Annotated in this window: 16 protein-coding genes; 7 read left to right on the top strand and 9 right to left on the bottom strand. The window is 71.6% G+C overall.

Features of this window, described 5'->3' with window-relative positions; translation table 11 throughout:
* The first annotated feature begins 291 nt into the window (after positions 1 to 291).
* Both PV734_RS36100 and PV734_RS36095 read left to right on the top strand, forming a co-directional pair.
* Entirely contained in the window at positions 292 to 846 is a 555-nt protein-coding gene (locus tag PV734_RS36100) for a hypothetical protein (RefSeq protein WP_319293637.1), read from the top strand.
* Between the two features lie 160 nt (positions 847 to 1006).
* Entirely contained in the window at positions 1007 to 3190 is a 2184-nt protein-coding gene (locus tag PV734_RS36095) for a S1 family peptidase (RefSeq protein ID WP_319293635.1), read from the top strand.
* Positions 3191 to 3291: 101 nt separating this feature from the next.
* Here the strand turns inward: PV734_RS36095 and PV734_RS36090 are convergent, their stop codons facing one another.
* Positions 3292 to 4635, bottom strand: a complete 1344-nt coding sequence (locus PV734_RS36090) for a helix-turn-helix domain-containing protein (protein WP_319293633.1) — start codon at positions 4633 to 4635, stop codon at positions 3292 to 3294.
* A 249-nt stretch (positions 4636 to 4884) separates the two neighbouring features.
* On the bottom strand, positions 4885 to 6384 hold the full coding sequence (locus PV734_RS36085; RefSeq protein WP_319293631.1) for an NCS1 family nucleobase:cation symporter-1: 1500 nt from the start codon (positions 6382 to 6384) through the stop codon (positions 4885 to 4887).
* A 508-nt stretch (positions 6385 to 6892) separates the two neighbouring features.
* Between PV734_RS36085 and helR the strand changes: the two genes are divergently transcribed.
* Positions 6893 to 9133, top strand: coding sequence for an RNA polymerase recycling motor ATPase HelR (helR, locus tag PV734_RS36080; RefSeq protein WP_319293629.1), 2241 nt, complete (start codon positions 6893 to 6895; stop codon positions 9131 to 9133).
* On the opposite strand, the gene PV734_RS36075 is transcribed toward helR, so the two are convergent.
* Both PV734_RS36075 and PV734_RS36070 read right to left on the bottom strand, forming a co-directional pair.
* Positions 9108 to 9380, bottom strand: a complete 273-nt coding sequence (locus PV734_RS36075; RefSeq protein ID WP_319098594.1) for a DUF397 domain-containing protein — start codon at positions 9378 to 9380, stop codon at positions 9108 to 9110. The genes helR and PV734_RS36075 overlap by 26 nt on opposite strands.
* Positions 9340 to 10188 (bottom strand): helix-turn-helix transcriptional regulator, encoded by an 849-nt coding sequence (locus PV734_RS36070; protein ID WP_319293627.1) that lies wholly within the window; start codon positions 10186 to 10188, stop codon positions 9340 to 9342. The genes PV734_RS36075 and PV734_RS36070 overlap by 41 nt, the downstream gene beginning before the upstream one ends.
* Before the next feature lie 143 nt (positions 10189 to 10331).
* Here PV734_RS36070 and PV734_RS36065 point away from each other — a divergent pair, with 143 nt between their 5' ends.
* Entirely contained in the window at positions 10332 to 10739 is a 408-nt protein-coding gene (locus PV734_RS36065) for an ATP-binding protein (protein WP_319098596.1), read from the top strand.
* Here the strand turns inward: PV734_RS36065 and PV734_RS36060 are convergent.
* From PV734_RS36060 to PV734_RS36050, 3 genes are all read right to left on the bottom strand, one after another.
* A complete protein-coding gene (locus PV734_RS36060; RefSeq protein ID WP_319293625.1) occupies positions 10736 to 11056 on the bottom strand; it encodes a transcriptional regulator in 321 nt (106 codons plus the stop codon). The genes PV734_RS36065 and PV734_RS36060 overlap by 4 nt on opposite strands.
* On the bottom strand, positions 11053 to 11544 hold the full coding sequence (locus PV734_RS36055; protein WP_319293623.1) for a hypothetical protein: 492 nt from the start codon (positions 11542 to 11544) through the stop codon (positions 11053 to 11055). Before PV734_RS36055 ends, PV734_RS36060 begins: the two co-directional genes overlap by 4 nt.
* 75 nt (positions 11545 to 11619) lie before the next feature.
* Positions 11620 to 15471, bottom strand: a complete 3852-nt coding sequence (locus tag PV734_RS36050) for a hypothetical protein (RefSeq protein ID WP_319293620.1) — start codon at positions 15469 to 15471, stop codon at positions 11620 to 11622.
* 222 nt (positions 15472 to 15693) lie between these two features.
* Here PV734_RS36050 and PV734_RS36045 point away from each other — a divergent pair, with 222 nt between their 5' ends.
* Positions 15694 to 16908, top strand: a complete 1215-nt coding sequence (locus PV734_RS36045; protein ID WP_319098601.1) for a glycoside hydrolase family 64 protein — start codon at positions 15694 to 15696, stop codon at positions 16906 to 16908.
* Here PV734_RS36045 and PV734_RS36040 read toward each other — a convergent pair.
* Positions 16901 to 20644 carry a hypothetical protein gene (locus PV734_RS36040; protein ID WP_319293618.1) on the bottom strand — a complete coding sequence of 1248 codons (3744 nt, stop codon included), beginning with the start codon at positions 20642 to 20644 and terminating at the stop codon, positions 16901 to 16903. The two genes, PV734_RS36045 and PV734_RS36040, sit on opposite strands and share 8 nt — an antisense overlap.
* Before the next feature lie 247 nt (positions 20645 to 20891).
* Between PV734_RS36040 and PV734_RS36035 the strand changes: the two genes are divergently transcribed.
* Both PV734_RS36035 and PV734_RS36030 read left to right on the top strand, forming a co-directional pair.
* A complete protein-coding gene (locus PV734_RS36035; RefSeq protein ID WP_319098603.1) occupies positions 20892 to 21710 on the top strand; it encodes an NPP1 family protein in 819 nt (272 codons plus the stop codon).
* A 129-nt stretch (positions 21711 to 21839) separates the two neighbouring features.
* Entirely contained in the window at positions 21840 to 23084 is a 1245-nt protein-coding gene (locus PV734_RS36030; protein WP_319098604.1) for an amidohydrolase, read from the top strand.
* Positions 23085 to 23102: 18 nt separating this feature from the next.
* On the opposite strand, the gene PV734_RS36025 is transcribed toward PV734_RS36030, so the two are convergent.
* A complete protein-coding gene (locus tag PV734_RS36025) occupies positions 23103 to 24389 on the bottom strand; it encodes a hypothetical protein (protein WP_319293616.1) in 1287 nt (428 codons plus the stop codon).
* Positions 24390 to 24458: the final 69 nt, after the last annotated feature.

Genomic DNA, 24458 nt, shown 5'->3' with positions numbered 1-24458 from the left:
TGTGATCGTGATGTCGGCCCGTGCAACCTTATTGCGGCGTGACACGGGTCACGGAAAGATTGTTTTCAATGTTCGGATATGAGCTGTTCGCGGCGCTGGACGTGGGTGCATCGCCGTGCTGGGATGCCAAGACCGACGACGATCACCAGGGTTGGAAGAGTGCGTCGCGGAGGCGCGCCACTGGCGCGCAAGGGGGGATTTCATTCCGTGTGTGCGACTCCCCCTGCTCGCGACCGGTTTCGCGGCTGGTGGTCCTCAAGTCCGGCTGGTGGCTACGAAATTGGGGATTCAATGAAGGAAATCAAAACCAATGTCGGAAATCTGCGTGGAACGCGGTTCGCGATACAGGTACTCGGCGCCGCCGCCGTTGGCGCGCTGACCTGGATCGCGATGGTCGGCGGCGCGCAGGGCGGAGGCACAGGCACCGCGGAGGCCGCCGACACCGCCGCGCTGGCAGCGGACGATGCCCCCGGTTACGCCGTGGAGGATTTCAACTACCCCCGGGCAGACAAGATCCTGGCGGAGAAGAACATTGTTCTGAAGCGAGGCGACGGCCACATCACGCTCGCCGACTGCGTGACAGGAACCGGGCAGTTGGAAATCCTGGCCCGCGACAAGGGCGACAAGATCTGCTTCAAAACCGTCGGCACCGAGGGCTGGCTGACCCTGGAGATCCCCGCCGTCTACTCGATGAGGGGCAACGACTACTCCACCACGATCGACATGACCGTCGGCACCGAGGAGAAGTCCTACGAGATCACCAAGAACACCTGGACCCCGGTGGGCGAGAGCACGGACCCGGAGGGCCGCGACCACATGCTCGTGGAGATCCGGACCACCAAGTAGCCAGAGTTCCGGCATCTCCCCGGTCAGCAGGCGGCCCGCCTCCAGCAAGGAACCCCTGAATCCCAGCCTGAACGCCGGTCGGGGAATCCACTGATCCGCAGGCCCGAGAGTTCGTACTCGGCGAGATCCGCACGAGCAAGTAACCGGAGAACCCCACATCATGCGCACAAATCCTCGGCGCAGAACCGCCTTTGCGGCCCTTGTCACCGCCGCCGCGATCGGCGCTCCCGCTCTGCCCGCCCACGCTGTCACCGGGCCGGCAGAGACGGACAACACGCTGGGCTTCACCGCCCGCCTCGACATCGGCAACGGCACCAAGGCATGCAGCGGGGCACTGGTCGCCCCGGAGTGGCTCATCACTGCCGCCAGTTGCTTCGCCACGAACCCGGCCGCGAGTCTGGCGGTGCCCGCCGGCAAGCCCGCGCTCAAGACCACAGCCACCATCGGCCGCACGGATCTCACCACGACGAACGGTCAGGTGCGGGACGTTGTCGAGCTTGTGCCCCACGCCGACCGCGACCTTGTTCTCGCCAGGCTCGCCAGGCCCGTTCCCAACGTCACGCCGGTCGCCCTCAGTGCTACCGCGCCCGCAGCCGGGGAGGAGCTACGGGTCGCCGGATACGGCCGCACGAAGGACGAGTGGGCCCCCTTGAAGCTGCACACCGGGGCCTTCACGGTGAACACGGTGGAAGCTGCCCGGATCAGCGTTGCCGGCAAGGACGGTGCTGCCGTCTGCATGGGGGACAGCGGCGGACCCGCACTACGCGAAGCAGGCGGGAAAGTCGAGCTGGTCGCCGTCAACAGCCGTTCCGCTCAGGGTGGTTGTTACGGCATCGACGCGGCCGTGACCAGCACTGCCGCGATCGACAGCCGTGTCGACGACGTACGCGCCTGGGTCGACGCCAAGGTAGGCGCTCCGCGCATCACCGACTTCAACTGCGACGGAGCCGAAGACATCGCGGTCGGGGACCCCAAGGCGACCGTCGGCGGCAAGACGACCGCCGGACTGGTGCGGGTGGTCTACGGCGGCGGCAAGGGCACCGCGGAACTCACGCAGGACCTCGACTCCGTGCCGGGCGCCGCCGAGGCGAGCGACTGGTTCGGTGAGGAACTCGCGGTGTTCGACCGCAACGAGGACGGCTGCACCGACCTTGTCGTCGGTGTCCCGGCCGAGGACATCGGCACCACCGCCGACGCCGGCAGCGTGACCGTGCTCTTCGGCGCACCCGATGGTCTGACGAAGGGCCAGGCCGCCCTGACCTTGGAGCAGGGCACTGGCACGGGAGCCGTCAAGGCGTCCGCGTCGGAGGCCGGCGACCGGATGGGCCACGCCATCGCCGCCGGTCACACCGCATCTGGCGAGCCGTACCTGCTCATCGGCGTGCCCGGCGAGGACACCGGTACCAACGTGGACGCGGGCAACACCTTCTATCTGCGCGGCAGTGTCAACGTCTCGGTGGGCCAGGACAGCCCCGGCGTGCCGGGAGAGGCGGAGAAGGGTGACCGGTTCGGCACCTCGGTCAGCGGCTCGCCCAATCACATCGTGGTCGGCTCTCCGCAGGAGAGCGTTGGCACCAACGCAGCCTCCGGTAGCGTCACTGTCCTCAAGCACACGCTGAGTGCGGACGGCATCCCGGCCCCCGTGGCGGCCATCGACCAGGACACCACGGGCATCAGCGGCTCGGCTGAGGCCGACGACGAATTCGGCAATTCAGTTTCCGCGGTCGCCTACCGGCCCTCCGGCGCCCCGGCCGCGACCGACTCGATCATCGCCGTCGGCTCCCCCGGCGAGGCCATCTCGGTGAACGGTGCCAACCGGACCGACGCCGGACGAGTGGTGACGCTCCGGGTGACCGCGGCCGGAGCGTTCAGCGAACTCGCCGACATCGGGCAGGACGCTGTCGATGTGGCCGACGCCACCGAGACCGGTGACCGCTTCGGCGCGAAGGTGTCCGCCGTCAACACCGCACCGGGTGCGGTGAGCACCACCGCCGGCCTGCGACTGGCGGTCGGAGTACCGGGTGAGGCCATCGGCACGGTGAAGAGCGCGGGCGCTGTGCAGACCTTCTCGCTCCTCGGCGCTCCGGGCGACGCCGATTCCTGGCTCGCGGCCGGCAGCGGCCTGCCGGGCACCTCGGGTGCGAACCAGCTCGTAGGCAATGCCATCCACACCACCGGCACCCAGCTCTACGTCGGTATGCCCAATGGCCCGGCGACCTACGGCGCCGTGTACGCGCTCCCGTGGGCAGCGGGCGTCGGCACAACCGGGGCGGTCACCACCTATCAGCCCGGCCAGAACGGCCTCCCCGCCGCAGGACTGTCGTTCGGCGTCGTGATGCGTTAGCCACTTCACCTCTCGCTGTTCACCGGGTCACGTCTTCGTACGTGACCCGGTTTCCTTTGGGCTCCGCCCCGCCGGAGAGAAGCCCGCCGGACAGGAGGCTGTCAAAGAGGAGGCTGTGCGGGCGCCGGGCCCAGGGTGGTCGTGCCGGGGGCCGTACGATGCCCCAGCCCCGTCCGGTACGCGTCGAGCGCCGCCTCGACCCGGCCCGTGCGGCGCAGCAGATCGCCGAGCAGCCGGCACAGGTCGGCGAGGTCTCCGGCGGCGCCCGCGCGCTCCAGGACGCTGAGGGCGCGGACGTAGTGCTCCTCCGCCCGGTCCGTGTCGCGGGCGTCCTCGGCGATGATGCCGAGCAGCCGGTGGGCGGCGGCCGAGTGCACGGCGCCGCGCTCCGAAGACAGATCCCCGAGTACGTCGTGCAGCAGCGCCGCCGCCTCGTCCGACTTGCCGCGCCGGTGCAGTACGTCGGCGAGTTCGACCGTGACCTGGCTGCTGTAGAGGGCGGCGCGCTTGGCGGACAGCATGGCGTGCGCCTCCCGCAACTCGGCCTCCGCGCGCGCCAGTTCGCCCTGCTGGGCGTACAGGTACCCGCGCATCCAGTGGCAGTTGGCCAGCTCGGTACGGATCTGCAGCTGCCGGTACAGCTCGGCGGCCTTCGCCAGCGAGGCGTCGGCCTCCGCGTACCGTCCCTCGGCGAGCATCGTCCGGGCGACCTGTCGGTGCATCCGGGCGATGAGCGCCGGATCGCGCACCTGCGGCGCGAGCGAGAGGGCCAGTTCGGCGGCCTGGGCCGCGCGCGCGTGAGCGCCCATGTCCATGTAGGGGGCGATGGAGCTGGCGTAGAGGGGGAGGAGCGCGTCCGGGTCGTGCAGTCCGCTGCGGTTCAGCTCGTCGATCGTCGACTCCAGAAGGTATACGGAGTAACGGAGTTCACCGGCGAGATAGTGCGCGACGGCCCGCCCGCGCAGGGCGGGGACCCGGCCGGTGAGGGGTTCGTCGGCCAGGCACCGTTCGGCCTGCTCGAAGTACTCCTGGGCGGCGCCGAGATCCCCGGTCTCCACTCCGCACTCGCCGAGCCCGAGCAGCGCGGCGGCCTCCTCCGCGAGGAGCCCGAGCCGCGCGGCCTCCTCCCTCAGCTCCCGGTACTGCTTGGCCGCCGCCTCGGTCTCGCCGGTGGCGAGGGTGCGCTGGGCGTCGGTGAGCCGGAGCCGGACGTCCGTGGCCAGACGGGCCGGGCGCCCGGTCACGATCTCCTCGTACGCCACCCCGAGCCGCTCGGAGATGTGCCGCAGCGCCTCGTCGGAGGCCCGCACGCGTCCGGCCTCCAGGGTGGAGATGTAGGCGGGTGTGTAGGCGGGCTCCGCCAACTGCCTCTGTGTCAGCCCCTGCTCGATACGCAGCCGCTGCACCCTGCGCCCGATGACCTCCGGCTCGTCGCGCTCCACCATCGCCAACTCCCCTGCGCCCACTTGCCGTTGAGGTCCGTCAAGCTCTACGTTAAGCCACGGGTTAAGCGTGCTTAATACGTCGCTGTTGTCGCGAGGTTGCGAGGTTGCCGTGTTCTCACACGCCAGGGCGATCTGCGCGGCGATCGTCGCCGCCGCCACACTCATCCTCGCCGCGAACACGGGCCCGGCGCGAGCGGCGGAGCCGCACCGGGCCGGACCCGTACATCAGGCGCACCAAGCCGTTACCGGTCAGGCGGCGGGCTCCTCGGAGGCCACCAGCCGGCTCCTCCCGGCGCTGATCCCGAAGTAGATCGTGCCCGCGACGAGCACCCCGATGAACCACGAGTACGGACCGAGCGCCGCCCCGTAACCCGCCGGCCCGTACGTCGGCAGGATGCTGGAGAAGATCGCGCCCACTGCCGCCGCCGCGAAGGCGCGTATGTTCCAGCCGCCCTGGAAGCGGAACTCGCCGTCCTCCTTGTAGAGGTCGGGGACGTTCAGCTGGGCCTTGCGGAGCAGGTAGTAGTCGACGACGACCACGCCGAAGATCGGGCCCATGGTCGAGCCGATGGCGTTGACGAAGCTCGGGGCGTTGTCCCAGGGGTGGAGGGGGTAGAGGAGGAGGGCGATGACGGCGGCGATGAGGCCGCCGCGCTTGAAGGTGATGTGCTTCGGGGCCACGTTGGCGAAGTCGAAGGCCGGGCTGACGAAGTTGGCGACGACGTTGATGCCCAGGGTCGCGACCGCGAAGGTCAGGGCGGCCAGCAGGACGAGGAACGCGCTGTCGAACTTCGCCGAGATCGCCGCCGGTTCGAGGATGACCTCGCCGTACACCTTGCTGGCGGAGGCCGTTGTCACCGCCGCGACCAGCGAGAACAGGATCAGGTTGACCGGCAGACCCCAGACGTTGCCCTTCTTCAGGGTCTTCTCGTCCGGCGCGAACCGGGCGAAGTCCCCGAAGTTCAGGAACAGCGCGGCGAAGTACGTCACCCAGGTCGCGGCGATGGCCGCTATCGCGGCGAACGAACCCGGCGTCACGTCCAGGCCGGTCGCGTTCTTCGCCAGCGCGGCCAGGTCCTTGGCAGGCATGTCGACGGTGAAGGACAGCGTGCCCGCTTTCACCGACAGGGCCACCGCCAGCACCAGCATCATCAGCCAGACCGCCGGGCCGGCGAAGTCCTGGAAGCGGCGGACCGTCTCCATGCCCTTGCTGATGATCAGCAACTGGGCCGCCCAGACGGCGAGGTAGCAGATGACCTCCAGGCCGCTGTGGTCGAAGAGGTGGGTCGTCTCGTGCAGCTTCTTGGGACCGTCGTAGCGGACCAGGAACGCGACGATCGCGCCCGCCGCCGCGCTGGTCTGGGCGCCGTACCAGAAGGTCGCGACCACGGCCCGGACGAGGGCGGGGACGTTCGCGCCGAAGGTGCCGAAGGAGGCGCGGGCCAGCACGGGGTAGGGGACGCCCGTCCGCACGCCGGCCTTGCCGATCAGCGTCATCAGGTAGTAGATGATCAGCGATCCGACGCCGATGCCGATCAGGAACTTGAAGGTGTTGCCGGCGACCAGGAACAGGCTGGCGGCGAGGAAGTAGCCGTACAGACTGTGTACGTCAGAGGTCCAGACGTTGAAGATGCTGAACGCGCCCCACTTGCGCTCGGTGGCCGGGGCGAGGTCCTCGTTGTAGAGGCGGGGGGAGTAGCCCTCCCTGTCCGCGATCTCCGCCGGTCTGTCCGTGTCCGTGTCCGTCATCGGGGGTCTCTTCCTGCGCGGGTCGCCACGATGGCGCCGGATGGCCTAAAGAGAACGGCCAGGGTGTTTCGCCCAAATGCCGCACACGTAACCGCCCCGTCAACGGAAGTTTTCTTCCACTGAGAGAAACGGGGCCGTACCGATAGGCACCCAAGTGGGGCTTAAACGGGTGATGTGAGAATCAGCCGAACCAGGAGTCGACGGAAGAGGCAACGGAGGAGCGCGGAGGGCTGAGACGCACCGTCCCCGCATCCGCAGGTCGCGCGCCGCCAGGAAAACAAAAAAGCAAGGAGTTCTGAACCCCTTGCCATGTTCAAGATATAGCGCACAGGGGGGCTTGCGGCAAGGCCCCCTGTCTGCCGCAGAATCTCCGGCCTAGGCCGGAATCTGCGGAAACGGGGAGTCTCGAAGTGCGTGTTTTGTTGTCGGCCCATAGGTCGCGCGGGGGTGTCCAGCCGATGGCCGCCGAGCCGGTGCGCGCGCTGGTCCCCGGATCGGAGCCGACCCAGTGAACCCACAGGCGACCACCACCCAGCCCACCACGTCTGCCACGTCCGCCACCAGCGCGTTCGACCTTCCCGAGCGTCTCGCCGCCAAGGCCGACCCGAAGCTGATCGCCCGTGACGAGCGGCACTTCGCCGCCATCGCGGAGTGCCTGGAACAGTCGATCGCCGAACTGACCGACCGTCTCGACACCGTGCGCAAAGCCCCCGGCGGCACCGGCCGCGACGCGATGGACCGGGACACCGAGATCCACCGGCTCACCGCCCGCCTGCGCACCCTGCGCCGCTTCGGGCTCGACCTCTGCCTCGGCCACATGGTCGGCGCGGACGATCCCGAGCGGTCCGTGTACGTCGGACGGCTCGGCCTCACCGACAGCACCGGCCGGCGGCTGCTGCTCGACTGGCGTTCCCCCGCCGCCGAGCCGTTCTTCGGGGCCACCCACGGCAACCCCATGGGCCTGGCCAGCCGCCGCCGGTACCGCTGGACCGACGGCCGGATCAGCGACTACTGGGACGAGGTGTTCGCCTCGGACGGGTTCGACGGGCACGCCGCCGCCCTCGACGACCAGTCCGCCTTCATCGCCAGCCTGGGCAGCAACCGCTCCCCCCGCATGCGGGACGTCCTCGGCACCATCCAGGCCGACCAGGACGCCATCATCCGCGCGGGTTCGCGGGGCGCACTCGTCGTCGACGGCGGCCCCGGCACTGGCAAGACGGTCGTCGCCCTGCACCGCAGCGCCTACCTCCTCTACGCCGACCCGCGTCTCGGTCACCGTCGTGGAGCCGTCCTGTTCGTCGGCCCGCACCGGCCCTACCTGGCGTACGTCGCCGATGTCCTGCCCAGTCTCGGCGAGGAGGGCGTACAGACCTGCACCCTGCGGGACCTCGTCGACGATGGGGCCTCGGCGGGGGTCGAGGCCGACCCGGACGTGGCCCGGCTGAAGTCGTCGGCGGAGCTGGTGAAGGCGGTCGAGAAGGGCGTCCGCTTCTACGAGGAGCCGCCCACCCAGGGGATGACGGTCTCGACCCCCTGGTCCGACATCCGGCTGACCGCCGGGGACTGGGCCGTCGCCTTCGAGGCGGCACCCGGCGTCCCGCACAACGAGGCCCGCGACCAGGTCTGGGAGGAGATCCTCACGATCCTCGCCGAGAAGCACGAGGCCGACGGTGACAGCGCCGGCGACCACGACATCTCGCCCGAGCAACTGCGCAAGGCCCTCGCGCAGGACCGGGAGCTGCTGGGCACCTTCGACCGCGCGTGGCCGCTCCTCGAAGCGACCGACCTCGTCGGGGACCTGTGGTCGGTGCCCGCCTATCTCCGAATGTGCGCGCCCTGGCTCACTCCCGAGGAGGTACGGAAGCTGCAGCGCGGCGACGTCCACGCCTGGACCGTGTCCGACCTGCCGATCCTGGACGCGGCCCGCCTGCGACTCGGGGACCCGGAGGCGGCCCGGCGAAAGCGGCGGCACGAGAGCGTGCTCGCCGCCCAGCGTGAGCGCATGGATCAGGTCGTGGACAACCTGATCGACGCCGCGTCCGCCTCCGGCGCGGACGGGGACGAAGGTGTGGGCCTGGTACGGATGCTGCGCGGCCAGGACGCCAAGGTCAGCCTGGTCGACGAGTCCGAACTGGCCCTCGCCGCACCGGACCTGCTCGCCGGGCCGTTCGCGCACATCGTCGTGGACGAGGCCCAGGAACTGACCGACGCGGAGTGGCAGATGCTGCTCCTGCGGTGCCCGTCCCGGAGCTTCACCATCGTCGGGGACCGCGCCCAGGCCCGGCACGGGTTCACGGAGTCGTGGGAGGAGCGCCTCGAAAGGGTCGGGCTCAACCGGATCACCCTGGCGTCGCTCAGCATCAACTACCGGACACCGGAGGAGATCATGGCGGAGGCCGAGCCGGTCATCCGGGCCGCCCTCCCCGACGCCAACGTCCCGACGTCGATCCGCAGCGGCGGGGTTCCCGTCGTCCACGGTTCGGTGTCGGAGCTCGACTCCGTCCTCGACAACTGGCTCGCCTCGCACACCGACGGCATCGCCTGCGTCATCGGCGCCCCCGGGTTCCACCCGACGACGCCGCGTGTCCGGTCGTTGACGCCGTCACTGTCCAAGGGGCTCGAGTTCGACCTCGTGGTGGTCGTCGACCCCGAGTCGTTCGGCGAGGGCATCGAGGGGGCGGTGGACCGCTACGTCGCGATGACGCGAGCGACCCAGCAACTCGTCATCCTGACGAGCCCACGGCGGTAACGAACGCAGTGAATGCCTCCGGCGTGAGCGTGAGAGCGCCCAGGCCGGGGGCCTTGGAGTCGCGGACTGCGATGTGGGGGTTCAGGGGGGCGACTTCGACGCAGTCGCCGCCGGTGTCGGAGCTGTACGAGGACTTCCGCCAAGCGGCGGTGCCTATGGGGGCACATTCAACGCACTGGCCTCCCGTGTCACCGCTGTAGCTGGACTTACGCCACCGCGCGTTCGTCAGGTCCCGGTTGGTGCCCATAACGCTCCTCCATCACACGCGTGATCAGCTTCGCCGAAGCCTCCACCGAGAGCGCAGAAGCCTTCAAGTGATCGTAACGGTGAAAACCTTCCTTGAGCTTGTCCGGGTCGGCGGTCATGTGCCCTTGGACGAAGTCCTCGGTGTACACCACATCCGGGTCGTCATCGAAGCGCAGCAGGTTGAACGTCCCAGGCAGGCCGTGGTGTTGACCAACGTCGAAGGGCAGCACCTGGACCTGCGTCCAGCCTCCCGCAGGCAGTTCCAACAGGCGCGCGAGTTGGTTTCGCATGATCTCCCTGCTGCCGATCCGCCGATGCAGGACTGCCTCGTCCAACACCACCCACGCCACGGGCGGTTGCACCCGCGCCAAAACCCGCTGCCGCTCCATCCGAGCAGCCACCCGCGAGTCGAGGTCGACATCACTCCGTACGCCAAGTACCGCCCGCGCGTACTCCTCCGTCTGTAGGAGCCCGTACATCACCTGCGCCTGGTACGTAGAGATGTAGCTCGCCCTCGCCTCCATCTCCGCGTACGCCTGAAACCAGTGCGGGAGTTGGCTGCGCAGCACCAACCCCACCAGCCTCGAGAACTCCCCGTCCGTTCCCAGTGCCGCGTCCACCCGTTCGGCGAACTCCCTCGTGGGAACCTTCCTCGCCGTCTCGACCTGGCCGACCAGTGACCCCGTACAGAAGATGCACCCACCCAACTCCCCCTGGGTAAGGCCCGCTTCCTCCCGCTTTCTGCGCAGCTCGAAGCCGAAGTAGTCCAGCGGAGAGGCACTGGGGTCGAGTTCGCGGATGTTGGGCACGGTGGGCCACCCCCGAGCTGACGCTTCGCGTCGTTGGATTCACGATGTAGCCCAGCGTAACCACGCACCCTCACTCTGGTGATGTGAATCACGCAAATGACGCAACTGACCCGACCGAAAGCCCACTTGGGCCGAGGTACGGCATGAACTTCACCCTCGGTGAGCATTCGGCCCGGCACCTTCGCCGCATCCTCCGTGCCTACCTCGGCGCCTGGGGAATGCCGGGCCTCGCCGACTCCGCCACCCTCGCCCTGACCGAGCTGGTGTCCAACGTCGTGCGGCATGTCCCCGACCGGCGTGGCACCGTACTGCTGCTGAGGAAGTCCGGCGGGGACGGAGTCCGTGTCGAGGTCACCGACACGGACGCGCGGGTCCCGGTGTTTCCGGGGTTGTCCACAGCTGTGGACGGAGAAGGCGGGCGTGGACTTCTGATCGTCGAGGCCGTCACCGACCGCTGGGGCTGGCACCGCACGCCCTCGCACCCCACGCACACCGGCAAGACCGTCTGGTTCGAGTGTGACGCCAAGAACGGCGACCAGAACGGCGACTAGAGCGCCGGATCCGACGGCCCCACGATCGCCCGCAGTGCCGCCAGGTGCCCCCGGTAGGCGTCGCGGCCCCGGTCGGTCAGGCGGAGCCACACGCGTTGCCGGGTGTCGCGGACGGCCTTGCGCTGCTCGACATAGCCGACGTCCATCAGGACGGTGACGTGCTTGCTCAACACGGAGGCGGAGAGGGCGAGTTGCTGCTGGACCAGGCCGAACTCCGCCTCGCCCGCCGTGTCCAGCAGGGCGCAGACGCGCAGCCGGTTCGGGGCGTGGACGGTGTTGTCGAAACCCGTCGGCCCGTCGTCCGTCCCGCCGCTCACGTGGACTTCCGGTGCAGCCGGACGAAGGCGAGGTGGAAGCCGACGGACACTGCGGCGCCGATCAGCGAGGCCGCGATCAGGAACGCCGGCCGTCCCGTCAGCCGGAACGCGAGCGCCGACCCCACCAGCAGCGCGGGCAGGCCGATCGCGAGCGGCACCGTCACCCGCTTCGGCAGCACGTCGAACCGCAGCGCCACGCCGGTCCTGTCGCGCCAGGATCTGACCGCGACGGCGAGGAGCGCCCCGTACACGGCGGTGGTCGCCAGCATGACGCCGACCCAGGCGAGGCGTGGCAGCAGCCAGTCCGACTCGGCCGCGATGCCTCCGTAGGTGATCGGAAGGGCCGCGATGTAGAGCGTGAGCGTGACGAAGAACCAGGTCGGCCATGGTGTGGCCGACAGCGCCGCGGCCGAGGCCCGGACGTGCTCGGTGTCGGCCAGGGCCGCACGGGCCTGTTCCGGCGTGAGTCGTACCCCGTTTGTTTCCATGACGGAAAGAGTAGCCGTTGGTTTCCAATGTGGAAAGTGGTGAGTTTCCAAGACGGCAAGTGAGCCGCCCGCGATCTAGGTCCCGGCCCCGGTCCCGGTCCCGGTCCCGCACACCTTCCGAAATCCCGCGTCCGGGATGTACGTCCGCCACTGTTCCCGCGTCAGGCCGTGGCCGCCCGCCCGGCCGCAGACCTCCCGTACCGCGCCCGCCGGGTCGATCGAGTAGCGCTGGAGGGGGACATGGGCGCTCCCCGCGTACAGCGTCGCGCTGTCGGGAGCGAAGGCCAGTGTCGTGATCGCGTCGCCGGGGGTGGTCAGCGCGCCGCCCAGGGGCTGGCTGGTCGCGATGTCCCACAGCTGGAGGGTGCCCTGGTCACCGGCGACCGCCAGGGTGCGGCGGTCAGGGCTGACGGCCAGCGCGCCGACTCCCTCCGGGCCCCCTTCGAGCGCGGTCGGGAAGACGCTGCGCAGGACGCCCGTGCTGCGCCGGAGGTCGCCGTCCCACAGGGCGACGCGGCCGGACCAGTCGCCCGCCGCCAGCAGGGAGCCGTCGGAGGAGAAGGCCAGGGCGCCGGTCCGGGCGCCCTGGACGAGGCTGGGCCTCGTGACCCGACCGGCGGGCAGGCGTACGGCCCGGTTGTCGCCGACGAGGAGGCCGCCGTCGGGTCGGACGGCCAGGGGTATGCCCTCCACCCCTCGGAGCGTGCCGGTCCGGCGGTGCCGGGTGACGTCCCAGACCTCCTCGTCGACTCTGCCGGCGTCCGATATGCGGGTGACGTAGAGGCGGCGTCCGGCCGGGCCCGGACTCAGTCCGACGACCATGACGGCCGGGTCGGGGTTCGGCAGGGACAGGGTGGTACGGACGCGGTGGCGTCCGACGTCCCAGACCGTGACCGGCTGCGGCCCCGTCGGGACGCCGGGCGCGGAGATGCCGTACGTGAACGTCGTGCCGTCGGGGCTGAAGCCGGTCACGGAGAGCGTGTCCCGCGGCTCCACCGGCGCGGAGGTGTCCTCGGACACGGGCGCGGGCGGGGACGGCAGGGTGCCCAGGTCGTGGCCGTCGCGGGTGTCGAGGAGCCGGAAGCGGTAGTTGGCGCCGGTGGTGCGTTCGGCGGTGGCCAGCGTGTGACCGTCCGGGCTGAGCAGGACGTTGTCCACCGGGTGTGCGCGCCAGGCCGAGGTGACCGCCGGGCCGAGGTCGAGGGTGTGTACGGTGCGCTCCTCCAGGTAGCGCAGGGCCGGACGGCGGCCGGGGACCCAGCTGAGGCCGTCCGAGGGGGTCTCGTTGTTCAGGGCGTGGCGGAAGACGGGCCCCGTCGTCCGGCCGTCGAGGCGCCAGATCCGGACCTCGGTGTCGTCGGCCGTCGCCAGCAGCGCCCCGTCCGGGCTGAACGCGGCGGAGCCCACCCCCAGCGACGGAATGTCCGCGACCTGGCGCCCGGTGCCCGTGTCCCAGACGCGCAGGCCGGTGTTCCCGCTCATCCCGGTGGATCCGTTGCCCTCGGGGCGCCGACCGGTGTCCGAGAGAACCGCGAACCGGCCACCGCCCCCGGCCGTGCCGCCGCCTCCCCCTCCTCCTCCGAACACCAGCGTCGAGTACCCGTCGCAGAGTTTCCGAGAGCGCTCCCACGATCCGTGCACGAGACGCCGGTCGTGGATGTTCCACAACTCCGGTGCCCGGCCGTCGGGGCAGAGGGCCACCAGTCGGCCGTCCGGCCCCGCTGCCACGTCGGACAGGTCGGCCGCGCCACGCGTCGTGTAGAGGAGGCGGCCGTCCGCGACCGACCGCAGCTCGACCCCGCCCGCGGCGGTGGCGGCGAGGAAGGTGGCGCCGTCGGGGCTGAAGCGTACGTTCGTCCAGTTCGCCCCTGTCCGGGAGGAACCGCCGGTCCAGTGCCGGGTCGAGGTGTCCCACAGCCGGATGCCGCTCTTCCCTCCGACGGCGAGCACCCGGCCGCCCGGCCCGGCGGTGACGAGGACGTCCGTGTCTCCCTCGGGGAGGCGGCCCGAGGCCGTGCGGCGGCCGGTCGCCAGGTCCCAGGTCCGCCAGTTGCCGCCGTCCGAACTCAGCAGCGTACGGCCGGAGTCGAGGAGGAGTCGGACGGTGTCGGCGGCCGTCGCGGGGTCGGTGAAGGTGCCCCGTTCGGCCTGGGTGAGGGAGCCGAGCAGCGCGCGACGGGCCTCGGGCAGCGGCGAGACCCGCCAGGCGGCGACGCCAAGGAGCATCGCGGTGCGCGGATCGGTCGTACGGAGGCCGTCGGCGACCTCGGCGACCCGGCGGGCCGCGTCGTCGGTACGCCGCTCCTCGTTGTCCTCGGACTGTCTCCAGGCGGCGAGGCCGACGAGGAGCGCCACCGCCAGTACGGCGGACAGCGCGCCGATGAGGGTGCGGGAGCGGCGGGCGGTCCGGTTCGCGGCCCGGCGTTCCGCCTCGCGGGCTGCCAGGGCGGCCGTGAGGAACGCGCGCTCCGGCGCCGTCAGCGCGCCGCGGTCGTCGGCGAACAGTTCCTCGGCGCGGACCAGACGGCTGCCCCGGTAGAGGGCGCCGGGGTCGCGGTCGTGCTCCAGCCAGGCGCGGGCGGCCTCGGTGAGGCGCCGGTGGTGGCGCAGACGCTCACGGTCCTCCTCGATCCAGGCGCGCAGCCTCGGCCAGCAGGTGATCAGCGCCTCGTGGGCGAGCTGGACGCCGTCCTCGTCGACGGTGACGAGACGGGCGCGGGCCAGCCGGTCCACCACCACGGGCACGTCGGCGCCGTTCCAGTCGTCGAGTTCGGCGCGGACCAGGGGGCGCCGGGTGTCGGCGTTGCCCTGGCCGGGCTCGATCAGCCGCAGCAGCAACTGGCGGGCGGTGCGTGCCTGGGCCTCGGACAGCCGGCCGTACACGTCCTCGGCGGTCGCGGCGATGGCGCCGAGGACACCGCCGGCCGACTCGTACGCCGCCAGGGTGAGCATGCGGCTGCGGCGGCGGCGCCAGGTCTCCAGAAGGGCGTGGGACAGCATGGGCAGCGCGCCCGGCTGGTCCTGGACCTCGTCGACGATGCGCGCGGTCAGTTCCCGTTCCACCAGCAGTCCGGCGGCCTGGGCCGGTCCGACGACCGCCTCGCGCAGTTCCTCCGCGTTCATCGGGCCGACCAGGAGACCCGCGCCGCGCAGGGCGTCGGCCAGCTCACGGTGCTCGGCGCAGCGGGCGTAGAAGTCGGCGCGTACGGCGATGAGCACCCTGAGCCGGCTGTCCGGGTTGCGGGCGGCGAGCAGCAGGTCGATGAAGTGGGAGCGCTCCCGCGAGTCACGACAGAGGGTGAAGACCTCCTCGAACTGGTCGACCACGACCCAGCTCTCCGGCTCCCCGTCCGCGGGGGTCAGCAGATGGCCGTACGTCCGTGCCGGGGCCGCTCCGGGGGTGAGCACCCGGAGCACGGCGGGGTTCCCGGACCGCGCGATCTCCGCGCGCAGGTGGGGTATCAGTCCGGCCCTCAGCAGCGACGACTTCCCGCTCCCGGACGCCCCGAACACGACGGCGAACCGGTGGACGCACACCAGTTCCCGCGCCTCCTCGACAAGCCGGTCCCGGCCGAAGAAGAGGGCGTGGTCGCCGGGTTCGAAGCGGGCCAGGCCGCGGTAAGGGGGTGCCGCGTCCGACGCCTCCTCGCGCACGGTCCCGGCGGCCTCCGCGTCGGCGTCCTTCCACCGGGGTTCCCACTCGCCGAGGTCGCCGCCACAGGCCCGTACGTAACCCTGGAAGACGGCGAACGAGGGCAGTTTCCGCCCGGCCGCCGCCTCGGACAGCGAGGTCACCGAGCAGCCGGCCACCTCGGTCATCGTCCGGTACGACGGCCCGCCCGCCGCCCTGCGCAGTTCGCGCAACTCGTGCGCGAGCCGCTGCGTGGGGCCTGCGCCGGGGTCCAGCGGTCGTTCGGGACGCCCCACGGGATTACCACCATCCGGGTGAAAACGATGTTCAGAAGGTCAATCTACGATTCGTCACTCGGTGTCGTAAACCGCCCCCGATGTGGCGTTGCCGACAACCCGAGGAAGCAACCATTTTGGTCTAGACCTTGACGTGCTCAGTTCACGAGAGCAGCCTGAGAGCGCTCTCAGAACCACTGGCGGGCTCAGCGCCACTGGCGGAGCGACACGAGGAGGACGAACGTGTTGACCCAAGGGAAGATACGGAACGTACTGGTGCCCCTGGTCGCCGCGGCGGCCGTCGCCACGGCGCTCACGGCGGCGGCCCCCGGGGCCCGCGCGGAGGCCGCCGAGGCCGCGGTGCCCACGACCATCCCGCTCCAGTTCCGGAACAACTCCGGACGCGGTGACCAGGTCTACGTCTACAACATCGGAACCCTGCTCTCGACCGGTCAGCAGGGCTGGGCGGACGCGAACGGCACCTTCCACGCCTGGCCCGCCGGCGGCAACCCGCCGACCCCCGCGCCCGACGCGTCGATCGCCGGACCGCCGAACGGGTCGTCGATGACGCTCCGGATGCCGAAGTTCTCCGGCCGCGTCTACTTCTCCTACGGCCAGAAGCTCGTGTTCAGGCTGACCACCGGCGGCCTGGTGCAGCCCGCCGTGCAGAACCCCTCCGACCCCAACGCGAACATCCTCTTCAACTGGACCGAGTACACCCTGAACGACGCCGGTCTGTGGATCAACAGCACACAGGTGGACATGTTCTCGGCCCCCTACGCCGTGGGCGTCAAGAACACCTCCGGGACCGTGAGGAACACCGGCCATCTGAAGGCGGGCGGCTACGCCGGATTCTTCAACTCCCTGAAGAGCCAGCCCGGCGGCTGGGCCAACCTCGTCAGAACCCGGTCCGACGGCACGATCCTGCGCGCGCTCTCGCCCGGCCACGGCATCGAGTCCGGCGCCCTGCCGAGCACCGTCATGGACGACTACGTCAACCGCGTGTGGACCAAGTACGCCGGCTCCACGCTGACGGTGACACCGTTCGCCGACCAGCCGGCCACCAGGTACTACGGCCGGGTCGCGGGCAACGTCATGAACTTCACCAACGGGGCCGGCACTGTCGTCACCACCTTCCAGAAGCCCGACGCCGACAGCGTCTTCGGCTGCCACAAGCTCCTGGACGCACCGAACGACCTGGTGCGCGGGCCGATCTCCCGCACCCTGTGCGCCGGCTACAACCGCTCCACGCTCCTGACCAACTCCAGCCAGCCCGACAGCGGTTCGGCCGGCTTCTACCAGGACCCGGTGACCAACCACTACGCCCGGAAGATCCACGCCCAGATGGCCGACGGCACGGCGTACGCCTTCGCCTTCGACGATGTCGGCCACCACGAGTCGCTGGTCAACGACGGCTCACCACAGACGGCCTACATCACGCTCGACCCGTTCAGCTGACGCACACCCGGCGGTACGCCACCTCCGGCACGTACGTCCGCCACTGCTCCCGCGAGAGCTCGGCCCCCGTGCCCGCGCGGGCGCACACCCGGGCGACCGCGCGTTCCGGATCGACGGTGTACCGCTGGAGCGGGACGTGCGCGCCGCCCGCGTACAGCGTGCCGCTGTCGGGGCCGAAGGCGAGGGTCTCGACCGGCTCGCCCGGTGTGGTCAGCGGGCCGCCCAGGGGCTGTTGGGTGGCGATGTCCCAGAGCTGGAGGGTGCCGGCGCCGCCGCCGACAGCGAGGGTGGCGCCGTCGGGGCTGACGGCCAGCGCGCTCACCTCTTCCGGCTGCGCGCCCAGGGGAGCGGGGAAGACGTTGCGCAGGATGCCCGTACGGTCGTCCAACTCCCCGTCCCACAGGGCGACCCGCCCGGTCAGGTCACCTGCGGCGAGGTGTGAGCCGTCGGGGGAGAAGGCGAGGGCGCTGATCTGCTCGCCCTGCACGAGACCCTTCCTGGTGACCCCGGCGGCGGGCAGGCTCGTGGCGCGGTTGTCGCCAACGAGAAGGCCGCCGTCGGGGCGCACGGCCAGGTGGATGCTGGTCAACCCGGCGAGGACAGCCGTCCTGCGGCCGGTCGCGGTGTGCCACGCCTCGTCGCTCACGTCACCGAGGACCGGTAGCCGGGCCGCGTACAGGGTCGAGCCGTCCGGCCCCAGGGCCAGGGAGACCACAGGGGCGGCGGACCCGGGGCTCGCGAGGTCCAGGGTGGCCCGGGGCCGGTCCCGGCCCAGGTCCCACACCGTGAAGCGCTGCGGCGACGCCTCCCTGCCGGGCGCGGAGACACCGTACGAGAGCGCGTGGCCGTCGGGGCTGAACGCGAGAAGGGCCAGCGTGTCCTCGGGGATCACCGGGGTGGCGGGGTCGGCCGAGACGGGCGCGGGCGGGGCGGGAAGGGTGTGCAGGAGGCGGCCGTCGGAGGTGGCCCGGAGTTCGAAACGGTAGCCTCCGTCGACGAGTTGGGCGGTGGCGTAGGTCCGGGCGTCCGGGCTCACCCGTACCTCCGTCAGCGGGTCCGCGCGCCAGGCCGGGGTGACCGCCATCCCCAGTTCCAGGCAGTGGACGGCGCCGCCTTCGAGGTAGCGCAGGGTGGTGCGACGGACGGGGTCCCACGAGATCCCGTACAGATGCTGGTTGTTGAGGGAGTGCCGGAACACGGGGGCCGCCGGGTCGGACAGCCGCCACACCCGGATCTCGGCGCCGCCCGCCGTCGCGAGGAAGGTGCCGTCCGGGGTGAACGCGGCCCGCTCCGCGCCCGGTTCGTCGAGGTGGGCGATCTCGCGGGCGGCCCCGGTGTCCCACACCGTCACGCCGGACCGCGAGAGCGCGGCGAGCCGGTCACCGCCGGCGCCGAACACCAGGGCCGTCTCCGCCGCCTCCTCGCACAGGCCTCGGGCGTGGTCCCAGGGGCCGGGGCGGGTGCGGTGGCGGGCGATGTCCCAGACCTGCGGCGAGCCGCCCTCGGGGCAGACGGCGACCAGGCGGCCGTCCGCGCTCACGGCCGGGGTCACCAGGCCCGCCGCCCGGCCCTCGAACAGCACCCTGCCGTCGGTGACGGACCGCAGGCGTACCCGGTCGTCGTCGAGGTCGCTCACGACGTAACCGCCCGCCGCGATGTCCGTGCCGGAGGTGAGGGGGAGGGCGCGCGGATCGCCGGTCCAGCTGCCGGTGGTCGTGTCCCACAGGCGGATTCCGGCGTATCCGGCGATCGCGAGGACTCGCGCGTCGGGCCCGGCCGCGATCACCTGGCCGGCCGGCAGCGGTCCGGAGCCGGTGCTGCGGGCCCCGGCCACGTCCCAGGTCCGCCAGGTGCGGCCGTCGGCGCTGAGCAGCGTACGGCCGGAGTCGGCGAGGAAGCGCGCCGGACCGTCACCCGGCGCCGGGTCGGTGAAGACGGCGTGTTCCGCCTGGGCGAGGGAGCCGAGCAGCGCCCGGCGGGCCTCCGGAAGCGGCGAGACGCGCCAGGCGGCGACGCTCAGCAGCATCGCGATACGCGGGTCGGTCGTCCGGGTCGCGTCGGCGAGGTCCGCGATCCGGCGGGCGGCGTTCTCGGTGTGGTGGCGCGCGTTGTCGGCGCCCAGGTGCCAGGCGGCCAGCCCGACCAGCAGGGCCAGCGTCAGTACGGCGGACAGCGCGCCGACCAGGACGCGGGAGCGCCGGGTGGTGCGGGCGACGGCCCGGGACTCCGCCCGGCGGGCCGCGAGCGCCGCGTCGAGGAACTCCCGCTCGGGCGAGGTGAGCCGGCCCCTTTCCCCGGCCGGTTCCCCGGCGAACAGCTCCTCGGCGCGGGCCAGCCTGCTGCCCCGGACCAGCGCGCCCGGATCACGGCCGTGCTCCAGCCAGAGCCGGACCTCCTCGGCAAGTCGCCGATGGTGTTCCAGCCACTCCCGGTCCTCCTCGATCCAGTCGCGCAGCCTCGGCCAGCAGGTGATCAGCGCCTCGTGGGCGAGCTGGACGCCGCTCTCGTCGACGGTGACCAGACGTGCGCGGGCCAGCCGCTCCACCACCACGGACACGTCCGGGTCGGTCGTCGACTCGGCCAGCTCGGCCCGGGTCAGCGGGCGCCGGGTGTCGGCGCTGCCCTGCCCCGGCTCGACCATCCGCAGCAGCAACCGGCGGGCGCTGCGCGCCTGTTCGGGGGTCAGCTGCCCGTACACCTCCTCGGCGCTCGCCGCGACGGCCCCGCGCACCCCGCCCGCCGCCTCGTACGCGGCCAGCGTCAGCAGCCGGCCCCGGCGCCGCCGCCAGGTCTCCAGCAGTACGTGCGACAGCATCGGCAGCGCGCCCGGCCGGTCGAGGACCTCCTCGACGAGCCGCGCGGTCAGCTCCCGTTCGACCAGGAGCCCGACGGCCGCCGCCGGCCGGGTCACCACCTCCCGCAGTTCGTCCGCCGTCATCGGCCCGACCAGCAGTCCGGCCCCGCCGAGCGCGTCCGCCAGCTCCCGGTGCTCGGCGCAGCGGGCGTAGAAGTCGGCCCGTACGGACACGAGTACCCGCAGCCGGCTCGCCGGGTTCCGGGCGGCCAGCAGGAGATCGATGAAGCGGGCCCGTTCGGCACGGTCGTGGCACAGGGTGAAGACCTCCTCGAACTGGTCGACCACCACCCAGCTCTCCGGCTCGCCCTCGGCCGGGGTCAGCAACCGCCCGTACGTCTCGGCGGGCCGCTCGCCGGGCGTGAACACCCGCAGCTCGGCGCCGCCGATGCCGCACTCCTGCCGCAGGCGGGGTATCAGCCCGGCTCTCAGCAGCGACGACTTCCCGCTGCCCGACGCCCCGAACACCACCGCGAACCGGTGCTCCCGCACCAGCCGCAGCAGTTCGCCGACCAGATCGTCCCGCCCGAAGAACAGCTCCCGGTCGCCCTGCTCGAAGGGGGCCAGCCCCCGATAGGGCGCCGCGCCCTCCCCGTCCTCGTCCCGGGCGGCGGACGCCACCTCGTCCTCGGCGTCCTTCCAGCGCGGCTCCCACACACCCGGGTCGCCCCCGCACGCCCGCACATACCCGTGGACCACCGCGAGCGACGGCAGCCGCTCCCCGCGCGCCGCCTCGGACAGGGTCGCCGCGGAGAATCCGGCGGCCTCGGCCATCAGCCGGTACGAGGGGCCGCCCGCCGTCCGCCGCAACTCCCGCAGTTCATGGGCGAACCGCTGCACCGGACCGGCCTGCGGGTCCACCGGTCTCTCCGGACGCCCCATGAGCTCCACCCTCCCCCTACCCGTACCGCACAGGAGCCACATCACAGGGAAAAACGGTCCGGGCGCCATACCCGTTCACAAGGAAAACGGACGGGGCGGTGAACACGAACTCCCGACGACGGAATTGAACGGCCCGGTGAAAGGGGTGCCAGTCAACTTCCCGGCTGCCAGTGTCGGTCCCGCCACGCCGGACTCACGGCACGACCGAGCCGTCTTCCCGGCCTGACCCAGTGGAGAGCACCCGCACATGTTCAAGGCATCCACGCACAGCGGCAGGACGTTCCGTCTCGGCCGGGCCGCGCTCATCGCGGTCAGCGCCGGCGCACTGACCGTCGGCATCTCGACGAACGCGTCGGCCGCGATCCTGAACCCCCTGCCGGAGAACGCGAGCACCTTCCAGAAGAAGTACCAGCCGCTCTGGGACTACGACTCGGACAGCTGCTTCCCCGCGGCGGCCGTCGACGCGAGCGGAAAGCTCAACGGCGGTCTCAACAACAGCGGCTCGATCACCGGCGGCTGCCGGACCGACCACCTCGGCAAGGCGAACACGTACTCGCAGAGCTGGTGCAAGAACGGCTGGTGCGCGTACGTCTACGGGCTCTACTTCGAGAAGGACCAGACGCTGAACGGCGCCGACGCCTTCGGCCACCGCCACGACTGGGAGTCCGTCGTGGTCTTCCAGAAGCAGGGCGAGGAGAGCCCCCGCTTCCTGTCCGCCTCCCGGCACGGCGGCTACAGCACCCACCCGATCAACGAGGTGCCGATGGGCCGGCTGCCGGGCGAGGCGAACTACAACCGCGTCGAGATCGTCTACCACAAGGACGGCGCGAGCACGCACGCCTTCCGCTTCGCCAAGTGGGGCGAGACCCCGGTGGCCTGGGGCGACGGCGGCTGGGACCACCCGGCCCTGGTCACCATGGAGAACATGGACAAGACCCCGCGCGACCAGCTCTGGAACTCCAAGTGGGGCGACGCCAACTTCCCGCTGACCGGCAACCTCCAGAGCAACATCAACAAGGCCCGCGACGCCGACAGCCGCGCCGCCGCCGCCATCCCGGCGTTCTGACAGCCGGCTCGGTGACACCCGGGCCGTCCTGAGCAGCCGCCGGTGGGACCACTGCTCCCCCGCCCCGTCCCACCGGCGGCACCCCCCTCGTCCCTGTCCGCGTCCCGGTCACGGGCATACGCTGCCCACGTGACCTCAACCGCCGCCCGTACCGCCCTCGACCTCACCGCCGACCTGCCGGTCCCGGCGCTGGAGGACCTCTACCGCGACCTGCACCGCCACCCCGAACTGTCCCTGGCGGAACACCGCACGGCGGGCCTGCTGGCCGGGGCGCTGCGAGCATCCGGGTACGAGACGACCGAGGGCGTGGGCGGCACCGGTGTCGTGGGCGTCCTGCGCAACGGCGAAGGCCCGACGGTCCTGCTCCGCGCCGACCTGGACGCGCTCCCCGTGCCGGAGGAGACCGGCCTGCCGTACGCCTCCGCCGTCCCCGGCGTGATGCACGCCTGCGGCCACGACCTGCACGTGACCTGGCTGGCGGGCGCCGCCCAGGCCCTGTCGGCGGGCCGGGACACCTGGAACGGCACGCTGGTGCTGGTCGGCCAGCCCGGTGAGGAGACCGGCGAGGGCGCACGGGCGATGCTGGCCGACGGCCTGTACGACCGGTTCCCGCGCCCGGACGCATTGCTGGCGCAGCACGCGGCGCCCGGCCCGGCCGGCCTCTACCCGCACGTCCCGGGCCTGATCATGTCGGCGTCGACCGACGTCGACATCGTCGTGCACGGCCGGGGCGGACACGGCTCCCGCCCGGAGACGACGGTCGACCCGGTGGTGACGGCCGCCTACCTCGTCACGCGCCTCCAGTCGGTCGTCTCGCGCGAGATCGCGGCCCGCGACTCCGCCGTCCTGACGGTCGGGGTGATCGAGGCGGGCACCCGGCACAACATCATCCCCGCGACGGCCCGGATCGCCCTCAACCTGCGCACCCAGTCCACCGACGTCCGCGACCGCATGCTGGCCGCGATCAGGCGGATCGCCCAGGGCGAGTGCCTGGCGGCGGGCTGCCCGAGCGAACCGGAGATCCGGGTCGGCGCGACCTTCCCGCTGACCGTCAACGACGTGCCCCTCGACGAACGGGTGGCCTCGGTCCACCGCGAGGTGTTCGGCGCGGGCACGGTCTTCGACCCCGGGCCCGCCATGGGCAGCGAGGACTTCGCCCACCTGGCGACGGACGGACTCCCGTACTCGTACTGGTTCGTGACGACCACACCGGGCGACGTGTGGAACGCGGCGGACGGCGGCGACGACCTCATGGCGAGGCTCGCGGCGGTCCCGAGCAACCACAGCCCCCTGTTCGCACCGGACCTCTCGACGGTCGCCCCGGGGGTACGGACACTCGTCTCGGGGGCATTGGCGGTGCTGTCGGCGACGTAGGACCGACGCGGGAGGTGCCTAACCCGGCACGCGCTGACCGCTCCGCTCACCGAGCCGCTCCAGCCGCCGCTCGGCATGCCGTACGGCACCTTCGCGCCGGCCGGGCACACGCCGCCTCAACTCGACGACCACCGGCCCCAGTTCACGCGCGTCGGCGCTCTCACCGAGGCTCGTCCACTGATGGTGGGCCCGGTCCACGGCCGCCTCGACGGCGGGCGCGTCCGACGCCTGCCCGACACCGAGCCGGGCACCGGCGACGGCCAGCCAGACCCGACAGCTCCGGGCCGGATCCCCGGCGAACATCGCGAGATCGGCCCGGACCTCGGTCCAGTGCAGCGCCTCCTCGGAAGCGGGCCCGTGCTCCCGTAAGGCGGCCTGCTCCCACCGAGCGGCGACGGCATCGGCGTCACCGTGACGGCCGGCCTGGACGGCGGAGGTGATGAAGGAGTGCGGATCACTGCCAGAAGCGTTCTGGACGCCGGTCGGCGTTTCCAGCCCGCCCGGTGACTCTTCAGCGCCGGCCCGCATTTCCAGCCCGTCTGGGGGTCCCCCCTCTGGGGGAGTTTGAGGACGAGCGCGTTCAGCGCGAACCGGGGGTCTGGGGGCGGAGCCCCCAGGTACGGATGGGACGGGTAGGGGCGGCGGGGGCGAAAACAACACCACATCCCCGTAGGCAACCCCGTCCGACGACAGCCGCCCGATCGCCTGCTGATGCAACTGCCCGGCCTCCGGCCGATACCCGCTGCGCAGAATCGTCGCGACCGCCTTCATGTACGTCGGCACAGCCACCGCCCGCCGAGGCGGCGGCGGAGCGATCCTCCCGTACACACTCACCCCGCGCCCCGCGGCGAACACCCGCCCCGTGACGTACTGCCACGCGGCGGCATCGGCGTGCAGGTCGAGGAAGAGCGTCGTCGTCCCCGGCGCCCGCAGCCGCAGCTCCTCGGCGATCCAGTGCCAGGGGAAGGCCGTGTAGCGGACCGTCGCGGGGGTCGTACGGGCCAGGGCGAGATGCGGAAGGTGCTGTTTGCGGTCGAGTTGGAGCTGTCCGGTGAGGAAGACGGTGAGCGGCCCGGGGGTCACCGCGGCGGCACGCAGCCGGGTCAGCACGGCCTGCGGCTCCAGCGGGTCGGCGAGTTCGACGACGTTCGCCGTGTCGGTGCCGGCCAGCACGGCGGGGGCGACGGCGGCGAGGACGGGCAGCACGGACGCCGCGTCCACGAGACATCCCTTGCCCACCGGCGAGGCGGCGAGCAGCAGCGCGGTTCCGGTCGTCGAGCCGGGCGAACCCGTCGGTCCGGCCATGGTGCCTCCCCTCACGTCCTGCACGTCCTGCACGTCCTGCACATCCCTCACGGCGGTCGCGGCGGTCAC

It is taken from the genome of Streptomyces sp. AK08-02 (genome assembly GCF_033795085.1).
GTDB classification, from domain to species: Bacteria; Actinomycetota; Actinomycetes; order Streptomycetales; family Streptomycetaceae; genus Streptomyces; species Streptomyces echiniscabiei.
The sequence above is the reverse complement of the archived record's forward strand: the minus strand, read 5'-3'. Positions and strand labels throughout refer to the sequence as shown.

Excerpts from the sequence above, each read along its gene's own strand:
- PV734_RS36100 (WP_319293637.1), top strand. The coding sequence starts at position 292 with ATGAAGGAAATCAAAACCAATGTCGGAAATCTGCGTGGAACGCGGTTC.
- PV734_RS36095 (WP_319293635.1), top strand. The coding sequence starts at position 1,007 with ATGCGCACAAATCCTCGGCGCAGAACCGCCTTTGCGGCCCTTGTCACC.
- PV734_RS36090 (WP_319293633.1), bottom strand. The coding sequence starts at position 4,635 with ATGGTGGAGCGCGACGAGCCGGAGGTCATCGGGCGCAGGGTGCAGCGG.
- PV734_RS36085 (WP_319293631.1), bottom strand. The coding sequence starts at position 6,384 with ATGACGGACACGGACACGGACAGACCGGCGGAGATCGCGGACAGGGAG.
- PV734_RS36075 (WP_319098594.1), bottom strand. The coding sequence starts at position 9,380 with ATGGGCACCAACCGGGACCTGACGAACGCGCGGTGGCGTAAGTCCAGC.
- PV734_RS36065 (WP_319098596.1), top strand. The coding sequence starts at position 10,332 with ATGAACTTCACCCTCGGTGAGCATTCGGCCCGGCACCTTCGCCGCATC.
- PV734_RS36055 (WP_319293623.1), bottom strand. The coding sequence starts at position 11,544 with ATGGAAACAAACGGGGTACGACTCACGCCGGAACAGGCCCGTGCGGCC.
- PV734_RS36040 (WP_319293618.1), bottom strand. The coding sequence starts at position 20,644 with ATGGGGCGTCCGGAGAGACCGGTGGACCCGCAGGCCGGTCCGGTGCAG.
- PV734_RS36035 (WP_319098603.1), top strand. The coding sequence starts at position 20,892 with ATGTTCAAGGCATCCACGCACAGCGGCAGGACGTTCCGTCTCGGCCGG.
- PV734_RS36025 (WP_319293616.1), bottom strand. The coding sequence starts at position 24,389 with ATGGCCGGACCGACGGGTTCGCCCGGCTCGACGACCGGAACCGCGCTG.